Source organism: Methanobacterium subterraneum, assembly GCF_002813695.1.
Lineage (GTDB): Archaea > Methanobacteriota > Methanobacteria > Methanobacteriales > Methanobacteriaceae > Methanobacterium > Methanobacterium subterraneum.
Window position 1 is genome coordinate 2,423,741 of record NZ_CP017768.1, and the last position, 14,799, is coordinate 2,438,539.

Annotated in this window: 16 protein-coding genes; 7 read left to right on the plus strand and 9 right to left on the minus strand. The window is 40.1% G+C overall.

Translation table 11 applies throughout. From position 1 onward, the window contains the following. Positions 1-419: 419 nt before the first annotated feature. The 5 genes from BK009_RS11825 to BK009_RS11845 all read right to left on the minus strand — a co-directional run bounded on the left by BK009_RS11825 (position 420) and on the right by BK009_RS11845 (position 4,750). Positions 420-1,715 (minus strand): U32 family peptidase, encoded by a 1,296-nt coding sequence (locus tag BK009_RS11825; RefSeq protein WP_100909653.1) that lies wholly within the window; start codon positions 1,713-1,715, stop codon positions 420-422. Between the two features lie 192 nt (positions 1,716-1,907). Beyond that, positions 1,908-3,308: an amidophosphoribosyltransferase gene (gene purF, locus BK009_RS11830; RefSeq protein ID WP_100909654.1), complete on the minus strand. Its 1,401-nt coding sequence runs from the start codon at positions 3,306-3,308 to the stop codon at positions 1,908-1,910. A 74-nt stretch (positions 3,309-3,382) separates the two neighbouring features. After that, positions 3,383-4,273, minus strand: a complete 891-nt coding sequence (locus tag BK009_RS11835; protein WP_100909655.1) for a toprim domain-containing protein — start codon at positions 4,271-4,273, stop codon at positions 3,383-3,385. Continuing rightward, entirely contained in the window at positions 4,274-4,456 is a 183-nt protein-coding gene (locus BK009_RS11840) for a 50S ribosomal protein L37e (RefSeq protein WP_008511958.1), read from the minus strand. A gap of 51 nt (positions 4,457-4,507) precedes the next feature. After that, positions 4,508-4,750, minus strand: coding sequence for an LSm family protein (locus BK009_RS11845; RefSeq protein ID WP_004030252.1), 243 nt, complete (start codon positions 4,748-4,750; stop codon positions 4,508-4,510). Between the two features lie 109 nt (positions 4,751-4,859). On the opposite strand from BK009_RS11845, the gene BK009_RS11850 reads away from it, so the two are divergent. From BK009_RS11850 to BK009_RS11880, 7 genes are all read left to right on the plus strand, one after another. Then, on the plus strand, positions 4,860-5,336 hold the full coding sequence (locus tag BK009_RS11850) for a DUF1947 domain-containing protein (RefSeq protein WP_100909656.1): 477 nt from the start codon (positions 4,860-4,862) through the stop codon (positions 5,334-5,336). Positions 5,337-5,454: 118 nt separating this feature from the next. Continuing rightward, complete coding sequence (locus tag BK009_RS11855; protein WP_100909657.1) at positions 5,455-5,937, plus strand: DUF6790 family protein; 483 nt, start codon at positions 5,455-5,457, stop codon at positions 5,935-5,937. 86 nt (positions 5,938-6,023) lie between these two features. After that, positions 6,024-6,716: a 2-amino-5-formylamino-6-ribosylaminopyrimidin-4(3H)-one 5'-monophosphate deformylase gene (arfB, locus tag BK009_RS11860; protein WP_100909658.1), complete on the plus strand. Its 693-nt coding sequence runs from the start codon at positions 6,024-6,026 to the stop codon at positions 6,714-6,716. Positions 6,717-6,911: 195 nt separating this feature from the next. Further along, positions 6,912-7,664 carry an AIM24 family protein gene (locus tag BK009_RS11865; protein ID WP_236950993.1) on the plus strand — a complete coding sequence of 251 codons (753 nt, stop codon included), beginning with the start codon at positions 6,912-6,914 and terminating at the stop codon, positions 7,662-7,664. Positions 7,665-7,823: 159 nt separating this feature from the next. Further along, complete coding sequence (locus BK009_RS11870) at positions 7,824-9,092, plus strand: sensor histidine kinase (protein ID WP_100909659.1); 1,269 nt, start codon at positions 7,824-7,826, stop codon at positions 9,090-9,092. 75 nt (positions 9,093-9,167) lie between these two features. Further along, positions 9,168-9,446, plus strand: a complete 279-nt coding sequence (locus tag BK009_RS11875) for an ATP cone domain-containing protein (protein WP_100904834.1) — start codon at positions 9,168-9,170, stop codon at positions 9,444-9,446. A 60-nt stretch (positions 9,447-9,506) separates the two neighbouring features. Next, a complete protein-coding gene (locus BK009_RS11880; RefSeq protein WP_232727974.1) occupies positions 9,507-10,265 on the plus strand; it encodes a nitroreductase family protein in 759 nt (252 codons plus the stop codon). Positions 10,266-10,400: 135 nt separating this feature from the next. Here BK009_RS11880 and BK009_RS11885 read toward each other — a convergent pair whose 3' ends face one another. From BK009_RS11885 to BK009_RS11900, 4 genes are all read right to left on the minus strand, one after another. Next, complete coding sequence (locus BK009_RS11885) at positions 10,401-11,294, minus strand: patatin-like phospholipase family protein (RefSeq protein ID WP_100909660.1); 894 nt, start codon at positions 11,292-11,294, stop codon at positions 10,401-10,403. Between the two features lie 246 nt (positions 11,295-11,540). Then, positions 11,541-12,689: an O-phospho-L-seryl-tRNA:Cys-tRNA synthase gene (pscS, locus tag BK009_RS11890; protein WP_100904831.1), complete on the minus strand. Its 1,149-nt coding sequence runs from the start codon at positions 12,687-12,689 to the stop codon at positions 11,541-11,543. A gap of 273 nt (positions 12,690-12,962) precedes the next feature. Continuing rightward, positions 12,963-13,598, minus strand: a complete 636-nt coding sequence (locus BK009_RS11895; RefSeq protein ID WP_100904830.1) for a PHP domain-containing protein — start codon at positions 13,596-13,598, stop codon at positions 12,963-12,965. A gap of 139 nt (positions 13,599-13,737) precedes the next feature. Next, on the minus strand, positions 13,738-14,754 hold the full coding sequence (locus BK009_RS11900; RefSeq protein ID WP_100904829.1) for a phosphorylating glyceraldehyde-3-phosphate dehydrogenase: 1,017 nt from the start codon (positions 14,752-14,754) through the stop codon (positions 13,738-13,740). Positions 14,755-14,799 lie beyond the last annotated feature (45 nt).

Here is a 14,799-nt window from a genome sequence, read left to right on the forward strand (position 1 = left end):
CTCAGTTTAGATTTGATTATTTCTGGTTTTCATCAACTCATCCGATATCTCCTACTTGGATGTGTATGTTCCCTCCCAATTTACAGGCTAACCTTCATCCATTCCCAATATTTTCAAGGAAGCTTTCAGATATTTGGGTCTATAAGGTGATCTCTATGTTAAGTCCTGCATCCGTTGTATTTAATTAACTCATCCGGGTGATGTAAAATTTACTAGCGAATGATTTAAAAAAAATTCGGTGAGAGATAGGGGTGCAACTTTAAAATAGTTTAACTGATGTTTGATGGTAACCCCACTAAGGAATTTTTTTTTATGAGGCGTGAATTAACCTTTTAATGGGTAGTGAATTAATCTTGCAATGATTGGGTAGTGTAACCCTTAAAGTGAAAAATCACAAAAAAATAGTTGTGGTGAATATTCTATTTATTCCTTTTAATTCTCCGGTAAATGATATCTCCAGGGCGGACCTTCCTGGTAAGCAGAATTCCCACATTCTGTCCCTTCTGGGCTTCAAATATGTCCCGGTGATCTATTTGCATTGATTCCACCCTTTGAATGATGGATCCCGTGGTAGGTCCCTGTACTATAATCTCATCCCCTACTTTCAGGGGATTCCAGAGCCTTGTTTCCGCAGCATTAACCTGTGAATAATAATTAACCACCTCTCCCACATCCTGCTTGGTGTGGGTGGCCTGGTTGTAGCTACTGGTCTGGTAAGGTGTCTGGAAGTAGAATCCAGTGTCAAACCCACGATTGTAAACCTTTTGAAGATCATTTAACCAGTGATCCTGGAATTCCCAATCACCACTCTGGTATGAATCTATAGCTTCCCGGTAAACCCGGGTTACAGTGGCCACGTAATCCGCAGGCCGGGCCCTGCCCTCAATCTTAAAGGAAGATATGCCAGCCTCCATGAGTTGGGGTATGTGCTCTATCATGCAGAGATCACGGGGACTTAAAATATGGCCCTTAAATCCATTGATCTTATCTACTCTTCCTTTACTATCACATGGACTATTACTCTCATCCAAACTTGCCCCATCCCCTTCCAAACTCTTATTTTCATCCAACCCCTTATTTCCTGCTAATCCAAGGGATAATACATCCCCATCATCTGAAACCAATTTCCATTCCTTCCTGCAGGGCTGCAGACATTCTCCGCAGTTGGCATTCTTCTGGTAAAGATAGGAGCTTAAAAAACATCTTCCAGAAATAGCCAGACACATGGCTCCGTGGATAAAGACCTCCACTTCAAGGGGGCTGTCTTCAGTCATTGCTCTAATATCCTCTAAATGTAATTCTCGAGAGAGAACCACTCTCTTAACCCCCAGTTCATGGAGGAGTTTCAAAGATTCAGAATTGGATACATTGGCCTGGACACTGAGGTGAACATCAATACCAACATCCCTGGCGATTTTAAGAACCCCCAGATCAGAGGCGATTATGGCATCAGCTCCGGCAGATTTAATTTCAGGTAAAACAGTTTTAAGATGTTCTATATCCTTATTTCGCATCACGGTGTTGGTGCAGACATAGAGTTTAACTCGGTGATGGTGGCAGCGTTCTGCAGCCTGATTAAGGTTTTCCATGGAGAAGTTGGCAGCGTGGGCGCGCATGTTATAACCATCTAACCCTATATAAACTGCGTTAGCCCCGTTATTGAGGGCTGACTCCATAGCAGCAAAGTCCCGGGCAGGGGATAGTAATTCTACCATTAAAAAACCACCATATCCATAAAAAATCAGCATTTATAATAATTTATAATATCCCTATTAGATTTGTTTTAATCAATAATTTAATAAATATTTGAATAATTTATCCTGTTTATTCATCATTAAATTAAATATAATTGAACCTCAAATACCAGTCCCCAGAACCCAGTTTAAAAAAATCTAAGTCTGCAGGGTTTAACACCTGCAGGATTCGTATTCGGCAATATCTGCTGGTAATTCTGTGGGGTATTCTCCGGTGAGGCATCCCAGACACAGTTCGTTCCTGTTGATCCCTATGCATTCCACCAGGGAGTCTACGCTGAGGTATCCCAGTGAATCAACACCCAGAGTTTGTCTTATTTTTTCCACAGCTTTATCTGAAGCTATGAGTTCTTTGTGGGTGGCCATGGCAATACCGTAGTAACAGGGGGAAGTTATGGGTGGTGATCCTACACGTAAATGAATTTCCTTCACACCTGCTTCACGAAGCACCTTCACCAGGGATTTGGAGGTTGTACCTCTAACTATACTATCATCCACCAGTACTATGCGTTTACCTTCCAGTTCTGATCGTATGGGATTCATTTTCAGTTTGACTGACATTTCCCGTTCTTCCTGGGTGGGCATGATGAAAGTACGTCCAATGTAACGGTTTTTGATCAACCCCTCCCCGTAGGGGATGCCTGAGGCACGTGAGTAACCTATGGCTGCGGTGATGGCTGAGTCCGGCACGGGCATAACCACATCCGCATCCACCGGGTGTTCCTTACAGAGATATTTTCCGATGTTCTTTCTAACATTGTATACAACTCTCCCATCCAGTATACTATCTGGACGGGCGAAGTAGACGTATTCAAACATGCAATGGGCTCGGGGTGTGCCTGGATTTTGGGGGATTTTAAAACTGTTCACATCATCGTTGATGATCAGTATTTCCCCGGGGTCAACGTCACGAACATACTGGGCACCTACCACGTCAAAGGCAACTGTTTCCGAGGCTACCATGGTAATTCCATCTTTTTGTCCCAGTGATAATGGTTTGATGCCGATTGGGTCTCTTACCACCATCAGATCATCGTTAACCAGTAGAACCAGTGAATAGGAACCAATCAATTTTTGGGAAACAGTTTTAATGGATTCCACCATGTCCTGGTTTTTGGAGTATTCCCGGGTTAAGAGGTGACAGATAACTTCAGAGTCAGTGGAGGATTGGAATTTTATTCCTTCATTCTCCAGGTCTTTCCTGAGTTCCATTGAGTTGATAATGTCTCCGTTATGAGCTATAGCAATGCTTCCCATGTCGAATTTATTTATAAACGGTTGGGAATTTTGAATTTGTGATTCGCCTGTTGTAGAGTAACGTACATGGCCTATTCCCACATTCCCATCCAGCCCTTCAATGTTACCATTGTTGAACACGTCACAGACCAAACCCATACCTCTATAGGTGCGCATTTCTTCACCATTATGGGCGGATATGCCGGCAGACTCTTGTCCACGGTGTTGTAAAGCGTATAGGCCGTAATATATTTCTCTGGAAATGTTGTGGGACTTATTATGGGAATAAGCACCTACAATACCACATTTATCCTGCACTTAGAATTCTCCCTTTATTATCTTGGGTATAGGTAATTTTCTAAAAAGAGATTGAAAAATCCATAATTAATACACTACTCTTTGAGTAAGTGTGGGCTGAATCTTTCATCACCTATTTCTTCCTTAAGATCTTCAATTTTTGAATCGTAAAAAATGAGCACCGTTCGAATAACTTTTAACCAGTCCGCTGCATCCTTCCGAGAGGGGGCAGCTATGAATCCCTGCCCTAAAACGATGTTTTCTGGTTTAAATTCGCTGGTAATAAAAGTAATATTTTCTTCTTCATTTAAGGTTTCATTAAAGGTTTCCTTCCACAGTTCACTGAGGGAGAATCTTTCGTAAAGAGTTTTATTAATTAAAATTCCGTACTGATTCTTCACATCAGCGTAACGCTGTTTAGTAACCTTAAACTCTTCCTGGAGACTCTGCTGCTTCAATTTGAGTCTTTCTTCTGAATCAGCAAGTTCCTGGTTTTTGTTAACCAGTGTATCCCGTTCGGAAGAGAGATCCTGAATTTCCTTATTTAATTCTTTAATTTTATCTTCAGAGTCTTTAAGTCTATTCTTGATTTCTCTGAAGCGTCCCAGATTGGCGATGGATAATAATCCAGAACGAATAATGGCATTTTTAATTTCCCTTCTGATAAGAACCGGGTCAATATACTCCACGTCATGTCCGAAGGGGAGTTTCATTCTTTCTATGTGACCCACTTCTTTTTTGAGAACTTTTTGGTATTTTTCAGCCAGTTCTCTTCCAGGGGCATCCACATCAGTGGCTATTAGAACAATATCTGCACCGTTAACTGCTTTTTTAGCTATTTCGGTGTTGGTGGTGGGAATAATGGAGGAGATGGTTATATGGTACTCCGCTCCCAGGGCAATGTTCTGTAAAGCCCGGGAAACGTTTTCCACGTCTGAAGCTCCTTCCACGATGATGCGCACATCGATGGGATTTCTCATTTCCATCTACTTCAACCTGTAACCATTAAGCTTTTTGTTCTGCCAGCTGTAGGTCCTGACCCTTTTGGATCTTCCAAATCCACAGGCTGCACAGTAGCGCTTCCTGGCATTGTATGAGTTCTTCCCACATCTCCTACAACGGATATGGGTTTTTTTATTACGTTTACCAAATGATGGTGTACCTTTCAATTTAATATCCTCCTAATACTATCTCCCGGTTAATTCAACCGGTACTTAAATTCATCCTGGTGATATGTATACAATGTTATCCCCACGTATGAGGACCACACCTAATCTCCTTGATGATTCGCCGCTTTCTAATTCTTCGGCGTCGTTTAGAACTAAATTCATATGCATATCAAAGCTTTCAAGAACTCCGCGGAATTCTCTGCCACCTTTAAGTTTAATTAACACTTGAGAGTTAAGGGCTCGACCTAATACGTCTAATGGTCGGGATGTATTTACATTCTTCTGTACACTCACTATTATCACCTTTCCTATACCATGAATGTTGGTAAGATTTATATTTAAATGTACCGCCATCAAAAATATAAAAGTGAGAATGGAAACTAGAGTTAAGGGTGAATTGTAATTGAAAATTAAAAAAAGATACCATCTGAAAAAAAAGAAACTAAAGGAGTTTCAGGCTAAACTAGGTCCTTACAGTTCATTAATACCTGCCAAATCCAAGGTAGAAATTTTAGAAAGTGATCTGCCGGATTTGATTCTGGTAGATGGTGATCCGCTCATCATAATCCTGGATGGGGAGCCATTCCCCACCCTGAAAGGGGCCCTAAAGAACCCCATTGAAAGTCATATGGTGGTGGTGGATATGGGGGCAGTGAAGTTCATGGCCAGTGGGGCTGATGTGATGTCTCCCGGTGTTGTGGAAGCTGATTCCCAGATCCAGGAAGGTGATACAGTCATCGTAGTGGATGAAAACCATCTTAAACCCCTGGCCATGGGAACTGCCATCATATCTGGAAAAGAAATGGTGAATAAGGATAAAGGTAAGGCGGTGAAGACCTTACACTTTATTGGGGATAAGATCTGGAATTTCGATGTTTAAGGCAGGATTATGTCAGATTAATGGCATGGATAACCTGTTATCATTTGATTCAGCATAGTTAGCTACTGATTAAAGGTCATGAACATTTTATAATAAATAAGGGGGTAATACAATAGAAATGTGGTATATATTCACAGGGGTGCCTCTTTTAAGTGCGTTAATACATTTTTTCTTAAGTAAAAAACCTAAATCAATAAACCGAATAACCGAATTGTTACTATTATGGTATTTAGGTGTGGGTATTGGTATAGGATCCCTTTTCAGTGGCCTGGTACAGGTTTTAAGCCCTGAAATAGTGGCTCAGTCTACCGGATGGGGTTATTCGCCATTCCTGCGTGAGGTTGGATTCGCAAACATTTCTTATGCTGTTTTAGGGCTTTTAGCAGTACGTTTCAGGAATTTCTGGACACCAGCCATTATTGCTTATGCTATATTCATGTGGGGTGCAGCCGCAGGTCACATATATGAAATACAGCAGACTGGCAACCTTTCCTCGGGTAATGCGGGTGCAGTTCTATACATGGATATTCTAATGCCTGTATTCCTGATAATATTACTGATAATTTACCATAAAACTCAAAAAAATAATAAATCCTCTTAAATCGTAGTATAACAGATGGATAACATGTATTAGGGAGTATATTCATTCAGTAAGGGGAAGATATTCATAAAAATAGGAGTCAGTGAATGATAGAACTTAGATACTCCTCTGGTAAGCTACTTTCACCAGAGGTTCATAAAATAGGCATCATGGCCATTGGTTCCCATCTGGAAAACCATGGAGCAGCACTCCCCATTGACACAGATTCTAAAATAGCATCTTATCTAGCATTCCAGGCTTCTATTCGTACTGGTGCCAAGTTTATAGGAATCTTATATGCTGCAACTGAGTATGACTATGTGAAACATGGAGTTCACATGTCTGCTGATGATCTGGTGAAAAAAGAACTTATCCCTACCCTAAACAGTGCCAGGAATAATCTAAATCTTGAAGCAGTGGTTCTGGTTAATGGACACGGTGGTAATATGCCAATCAAAGATTATCTGGCTGATATTGAAAAAGAACTTGGTATTAGGATCATCTTTAACAATCGTATTGTGGAAATTGAGGGACCACACGCTGGAACCGGAGAACTTTCCATGGGGGTGGTTCTGGGAATGGCCGATGAATCCCGTCTTAATGAACACTGCCAGTTTGAGGAATACCCTGAAGTGGGAATGGTTGGCCTTCCGGAGGCACGTCAGCAGAATAAGGGTATTGATGATGGGGCCTGCCAGGTTGAAAATGAGGGTATTGTCGTGGACCTGGAAGTAGGGGAAAACCTGCTTGAAACTGCTATAACTGACATTGTTAAGGACGTTCAAAGTATACTAAATTAAGCTGGTGGCTTAGGATATTGTCTGCCAGTAAAAACTCCAGTTAAATTGATTTATATCCAACAACACCAATACATTACTATAATAAGGATTTACTCTAAGTGACAATTGATTGAATTTGGAAGAGGTGTTAAGATGTTTTGCCCCAACTGTGGAACTGAAGTTAATGGAAAATTTTGCCCAAATTGTGGAGAAGCAATGGAAACAGTAGTTGAAGAACCTGTTCAAAGCCCCGAAATACAGCCATCACCAGCCACTGCACCAGCAGCTGGTTCGACCAGTAAGTACTCGGTAAACGATTTCATCAACAAAACCATGGAAAAAAATGGTTCTGGTGAAACATTCGAGATTGAAAACAACTATCTGCTGAACATAAACCTCAATGGTCAGGCCTGGTCAAAAAAAGGAGCAATGGTTGCCTACACAGGGGATGTGAAGTTTAAAAGAGAGGGAACTCTCGAACATGGATTAAACCGTTTCGTTAAAAAAGCAGTGACTGGAGAGTCAAGCACCTTAATGAAAATGAACGGCCAGGGTAAGGTTTACCTGGCAGATCAGGGAAAGGAAATCGTTGTTTTGAACCTTCAAAATGAAAGGATCTACGTTAACGGGAATGATTTACTGGCCTTTGAAGAGCAGATTGACTGGGACATAACCATGATGAGTTCTGGTGTGGGAATGTCTGCAGGGGGTCTCTTCCATGTGAAACTGGAAGGAACCGGTATGGTAGCTATAACCACCCATTTCACACCAATCACTCTGGTGGTAACTCCAGACCAGCCAGTGTACACGGATCCCAATGCCACTGTAGCCTGGTCTGGTGGCTTAAGCCCATCAGTTAAGGCTGATGTGGACTTTAAAACCCTCCTGGGAAAAGATAGTGGTGAAACATTCCAGTTAAAATTCCAGGGTCAGGGCTTTGTGATAGTACAACCCTTCGAGGAGTTTTAGGGATAAAATTCCTTTTTCTATTTTTTTGTGATTCAACTTTTTTTTTTTAAGGTGGTAATGAGGGCAGGGGATTAAGGGTTGTATAGAGATCAGGAAACCCCTATAAAATTTAAGAAAATTATAACTATAATATAAAACGTATAATTATTCGGGGAGAAAATGAAAAAATCCCAAAATCGAATTAATCCACGTTTCAATGCTTTTAAAATAGCTTTTATTTATTTTGTTATTAGCATAGCTTGGATTATTGCTTCTGATCAGATCCTAGTTATGACTACGGCTAACAGTCAACTATTCACGACCCTGGCCATATTCAAAGGGAGTTTTTTTGTTATTCTCACTGCTATTTTGATATATTTATTAGTTTACCGGAATCTGGTTTCTATTAAGCGTTCTGAAAAAGATTTAAAGGAAAGTGAAAGGAAATTTCGTGAAATCTTCAACAAGGCCAATGACATGATCTCGGTTAATGTCATGAATGAAGACGGAATTCCGGGGAAGTTCCTGGAAGTTAATGAGGTGGTCAGTAAGAGACTGGGATACACAAATGAGGAGTTACTAAGTATGACTCCATCGGACCTAGTTTCCCCTGAAAAATCAGATCTCATCCAAGTAAACGCTGAAAAACTTTTTAAAAAGGGACAAAACACCTTTGAAATAGTGTTGGTGACTAAAGATGGAAAAGAAATACCGGTAGAGGTTAACAACCACTTCATTGATTATAATGGGAAAAGAGTTAGTCTGGCAGTTTCTCGTGATATAACTGATCGTAAAAAATCAGAAGAACAATTAAAAGCATCTTTAGGAGAAAAAATTGTTTTACTACGTGAAATTCATCATCGGGTTAACAATAACCTGCAAATCATCTCCAGTTTGTTCAATCTCCAATCTAACTATGTTGATGAAAATTCTAAGGATATCCTGATGGCCAGTCAGAGTAGGGTTAAGTCCATGGCCATGATCCATGAAAAACTATACCAATCACCGGATATGACCCGTATAAATATGAAAGATTACATAGAAAGCTTTGTTTCAGGATTATTCTCATTATATATGGCGGAAACCACGGCCATTCATCTTCAAACAGATCTGGAAGACATTGAAATGGGTATTGATACTGCAATACCCGTAGGATTAATCATCAACGAACTGGTTACCAACTCCTTGAAACATGCTTTTCCCGCTGGAAATGAAGGAGGGATAATTGAAATTAGTTTTAGAAAAGAGGGTGAACTATTAACCCTGAAAATAGCGGATAATGGTATAGGGCTACCTGAAAGAAGAAAAATCGAAACTAAAAAAAGTCTTGGCTTACAACTTGTATCTAATCTTGTTAATCAGTTAGATGGTACAATGATGGTTAGCGGAGAAAATGGAACTGAAGTAAAACTTCAATTTGAAGAATTAAAATATAAAAAAAGACTTTGAATTATTAATAAAAATTTACAATATAAAAATATTAACCAAATGAATTTTATTTATATAAAAAAGAGGTGTGTTTATATGGCCAAGGTAATCAAAAAGAAAGGTTCCATTGAACCATTTAATCCGAATAAAATTAAAGGTTCACTTCAGAAGGCAACAATCGATGCAGGATACAGTCTGGAAGAAAAAAAGGACATTATTAACCAGGTATTTACCAATATTAATAAAAAGATCGATGAAACTGAAGAAATTAAAAGTGAAACCATTAAAATGTGCCTATTGACTGAATTAGATAAATGCGAGCCATATATAGCTAAATCATGGCGCAGATTTGATGATAAATACAAATCAAGATAACTTAGACGCAACTAAATTTTCCAATCATAATTCTGAAAATAGGGGTGGAAAAACTTGGGGATGGTTGATTTATATCCGCAAATATTCAAGAGGAAGTCCATTAGAAATTATGATCTCACCCCACTAGAAGACAGTGTTCTAGGGCCAGTTGTTGAATCTATTAACAAATTGGAACCTTTATATGATGATATTAAAGTAGATCTGAAGATCATAACCTCTGATAATGTTAACCCAAGGATGATGAAGAAGGCACCTTATTATATTGCAGGGTTTTCAGAAGATAAAGAGGGTTATAAAACCAATTTAGGTTACATGCTTCAACAGATGGATCTATTCTTTTCAGCCAATGGTTGGGGCAGTTGCTGGCAGGGGATCCCCAAGCCTAAGAAAAATATTTTAGAAAGTTCAGATCTCAAATTCGTTATTTTAATGGCATTCGGAAAGGCAAATGTACCCTTACACCGAACCAGCACTATGGAGTTCAAGAGAAAACCTCTCAACAAAGTAAGTAACATTAAAAATGAAGGATATCTTGGGGCAATATTGGAAGCAGCACGCCTGGCTCCATCTGCAACTAACAGTCAGCCCTGGTTTTTCAAAGGTGATAATCATGTAATTCATGTTTATTCATTTAAACCAAGTATTCTAAGGGCTATCATACTAAAAAAATATATCCCCATTGATATTGGAATTGTGCTTTATCATTTGAAGAGTGCAGCTGAACATTTTGGTAAGAACCCTGAGATTATTTTCGATGAAACTGGAAATGAAAACTCTCCCCATGGATACGAATATGTAACCAGTATGATAATTGATTAATTCCATAAATTAGTTCAACAATTACCCAACTTATTATCAAGAAAAATATTAAAATAAGAAATTATTCTCCCTTTAACAGGGATTTCCGTGGTTTAGGTTGTCTTAAAATCTAAATAACCCTTATGATCTGGTTTGTCAATCCACATTCCAAAAGGTTTTAACTTCTCCGGCTATTTTTCTACCTTGTTTACGCCCCGCTTCAGCAGATGCTGCTCTAAAATCAGCATCAAGGGGATTTGGTCCTTTAGATTCCAGGGTTTCTTCATCGGGGGTGATAACCATTACTTGGGAACCAGATTGCTTTAGCTGAGTCAGTTCCTCTTCAAAGGTAATGCGGTGCATGGTGGGTCCCATTGCCGGTGCAGTCATACTCGGTTCAGCCACAAGGATAATCACCAGATGGTAACCCTGGGCTACATCGGCGTTGGTACCAGAACTCATACCTCCATCAATGTACCGGTGACCATTGATAGTGGTGGGGGGATAAATACCAGGGACCGCTGAACTGGCGGATACAGCTAGAAGGAGCGGAACACCTGAATTTCTATCAAAATTAACCCATTCTCCAGTTTCAGCATCAACAGCATTTATTATAAGTTTTATTTCTGGGTTCCATTCGTGAACTGGAAGTCGAGAAGCCATCATTTCCAATCTTTCTTCTTCACTCATGGTGGGTGTGGCCAGTGCGGCTTCTCCAATGCGTGCTCGTGCAGTTTGAGAGTTCGGCGAGCTCATAATTGCTGCCGCCATCATTTGTCTGAATTTATGCCCATCGAAATCCAATGGTCTTTCCAGGGTTTCATGGATTGGTACCAGTTGGAGATTGTAGAGTTCTTCTAGGCTGAGACCGCTGGCGATTTGAGCCCCTACACTGGAACCAGCTGATGTTCCCACGACAAGTTCCACATCAGTCACATCCACACCACTTTCTTCAAGCCCGAATAGAACGCCTAATTCCCAGGCTGTTCCGGTGATTCCTCCTCCACTTAGAACCAGTGCTTTTGATGTTTTCTTATTGGTATCATTCATCATTCTAACCCCTTAACATTTATTTCACACATTTAATGGATTGGTATGATCACAATTTTTCTCCATCTAACTGGAATAAACCAACGTTCCGAGTCTGTCTGAAATTAACCTACAATTCTATTACCAACAAATTATTCTTATTATTTAAGTAAACCACTTTCGTTCAATGTAAATCATAATTTGCCATCATATACTAACTAAACCAACTTCATAGTGTAAATCGCAATTTCCCATTATAAAACTGGGTTAATCTCCTATTTCCCGGTATTTGTCTGCAATTTCAGCAAATGAATGTGCAATGTAATGTACCTGTTCCTGGCTGAAACCATAGACACTGCACTTGAACCACTGGGTCTGGCCCCTTTTGATCCCCACAATGTTCCTCTTTTTCAGTTCTTCATAAAGATAAAAACCTTTACGTGGATGTTTATCTGCTATACTATGGAAAAATGGGGTTTCAAATCTTACCAAGTCATGTTCAGTTGGGCGCACACCAATTTGCCGTACTCCACTTATTTTTTCCATTTCTGAAACAAAATAGCGTGTTTTTTCAACTTCAACATCCCATTTATCGACACGGTCTATTAAGTGGGGTAAGGATGCCATTAAAGTTGCAATTGGAGCTCCACGGGTGGTGCATCCCAACATCTCCAGTTCCTTCACCTCATGCCGGTTGGATCTTTTCAAAATCAGATCCGCCCATTCATCCTGTACTCCCAGAATGCCTATGGGTCCAGAGGCAGCCATACTTTTATGACCACTTCCCACCACGAAATCCACATTCCACCCCTTAGAATCAATAGGCATCCTCCCCATGGAATAAGCACAGTTTAAAAGGAATGGGATACCTGCATCATGTGCAACTTTACCAACACCCCTGGCATCAGTAACATTACCATAATCCCCATCCACATGGGTTAAAAGAACCAGACTAACCTCCTCACCCATATCATAAAGTTCATCCAGGGTTTCCCGGTATCCTTCCGGACTTATACGATGTTCAGGATAACCACTGCTGGGGACTTCCACGATGTTAAGCCCATTACGTTCTGCTGCCAGGTGACTGGTGTAATGGGCATTACCATCAACTAATACGGTGTCTCCGGGCTGGCAAATGGCATGCATAACTGCAAATTTACCTTCCCTTGCACCGTGAACAGTTCGAACATGATCCACATTAATAAAGCAAGCCATATCCTCCAGAAAACCACTAATGGAGGGTCTTGGCACTTGATCCAGACGACCTGCACAGTAATCACAGACACTGTAACCATCGGAAAATTCGTATAATGCTTGGCGTGATTCAGGTGGAAGCACCCCCCCACGCTGAAGGGGGTTTAGATTTAGATTTTCTCTTTCTGTTTGGCGATTAAGGGAGTAATTCTGACATTTCATATGAATTCACCATTTTTATTTAAGATAAAAAATTGATTACAACTTAATTGAGGCTGAACTTGATATGTTATACTATTTTTTATCTCAATTTAACATTTCATTAACCCATTGTGAACATAACTTTAACTTATACTCATTCTCTTTTTTGGTTCTCATAATATTTTCCCAGAAAAAGAAAATATATATGGGGGGGGGTCTCCAAAAATAAATTAGGAGAAGAGTGGTTAAAGAAAAAAGTATGGGGTCTATTTTTTGTTAAAAGTTTTTTTAATCTTAAAGAGTACTCCGCCAGGTTTTTACCATCTTGGTAACTACCAGTTTAACTAGGGATGATTTTTTTCCGAAAACAGTTAAATCCCCTTTGATGAGTGCTTCTCTCACGTTTTCTTCACAAGTGATGATCCCTGCATTGCCAATTTCACTGGCAAAATGAGCGTCACTACCTGCAACCATAGTTAAACCATTTGCGTTGGCAAATTGACTGGCTTTATTATTGTATTTTTGACGTAAACAACGTGAATTGAAGGTTTCCACACAGTCTACCAATTTAATATCCTTTTTCCCAGGATTAATACCATTCCTTCGAATACCATCAAAGGGGTGGGGAAGAACTGTAATCCCGCCCTGCTCCTTAATCTCCTCCACCACTTCCTGGAATATATGGGATCTAATCTCATCAGACAAAAATAGGCCAATAACTTCCCCACGTTCTGTACTTATTTCTGATCCAACAATAACCTCAAGGTCATCAGTTTTGTATTCCTTTGCCCTTAAAGATCCATTAAGGGTGTCATGGTCAGTGATGGCTATTCCAGATAATCCTCTTTTTATAGCAGTTTTAACTAACTTTTCAGGTTCTATAATTCCATCAGAAGAGTATTTGGTATGGGTGTGGAGGTCAAATTTCATTTGCATAGCCACCGGTTAATAACTGTGATTCATATTAGTTTTTTTATTTTGAATTATTATAAAATGGAATAAAACTAGTGAAAATACTAATTTAATTAATTAAAATTAAAAAAATGAGAAAATATGGTGGAATTGAGAGTTATACCATTATTCCCATATTTTTATTGGTTTTTTCAATGGATTTAGCCGGGTCTTCTTCCATCTCCAGCATGGCACGGATACAGTCCACATTCTCAGGGACCACATCTGATTCTTGATGTATGGCCTGCATGTAGAAGAGTTCACCGTCCTTGACATTTAGAGACTCTTTCCACACCGCTATTTCGAATAAGTCACTTCTTGACCTACCTAAATCCCGTGCACATTCCATTATCTCCGCAGTTGAACCTAATCCTTTCTCGGCTTCCACTAAAATGACTCTGGGGGTTGCTTCCAGGGTATCGATTACATCATCCACCGAGGGTGTATTTTCCAGTTCCACCATGAGGTTGTGCTGGTGCATGAGGGTGGTGGGTACCAGTAGAGCCATGGTGGTTATGTCCAGGTCGTACATCACGGTCTGCACATCTGGGCCGTGGTGACTGGGCACAGTTGGAGGGTTGGGAACGATGGCGTTTATAGGGCCAGATTTAACCTGTCCAGGGTCAGCTCCACGGCGTACCATAACTGCCCTAACCTTTTTAATACCACAAAGATCATCTATTGGTTTTAATGTTCGGCAGAGACCAGTGGTGTTGCAGCTAACCACCCTTACGTAGTCTGCACCCCAGTTATCCTGGTAGTTGGCAAATGAGTTGAAAGATTTCCCAATCTGCTCGTGTTTTTCACCGCCCTGGAATATACCCTTAACTCCTTTTTCAGCATAAACTTCTTTGTTTTTAGCACCTATTCCTCCAGGCGTGCAGTCTACCATAACATCCACTTTATCATAGAGATCATCAATGGTTCCAGTTACTTTTATTCCTGCATCTTCAAATAATCCTTCTCTCTCCGGTGCACTTATATAGAGTGGGAATCCCTTTTCCACTGCCATCTGGGCTTCAAAGTTAGGAGTTCTCTTGGTTACTCCCACGATCTGCATATCATCCTGACAGGCGACTGCATCTGCTACTCTTTTTCCAATAGTACCGTATCCGTTTATCCCTACGCTTTTCATAATAAAATCCCCGTTATAGTATTATATTAATTCTATCTTTCTTTT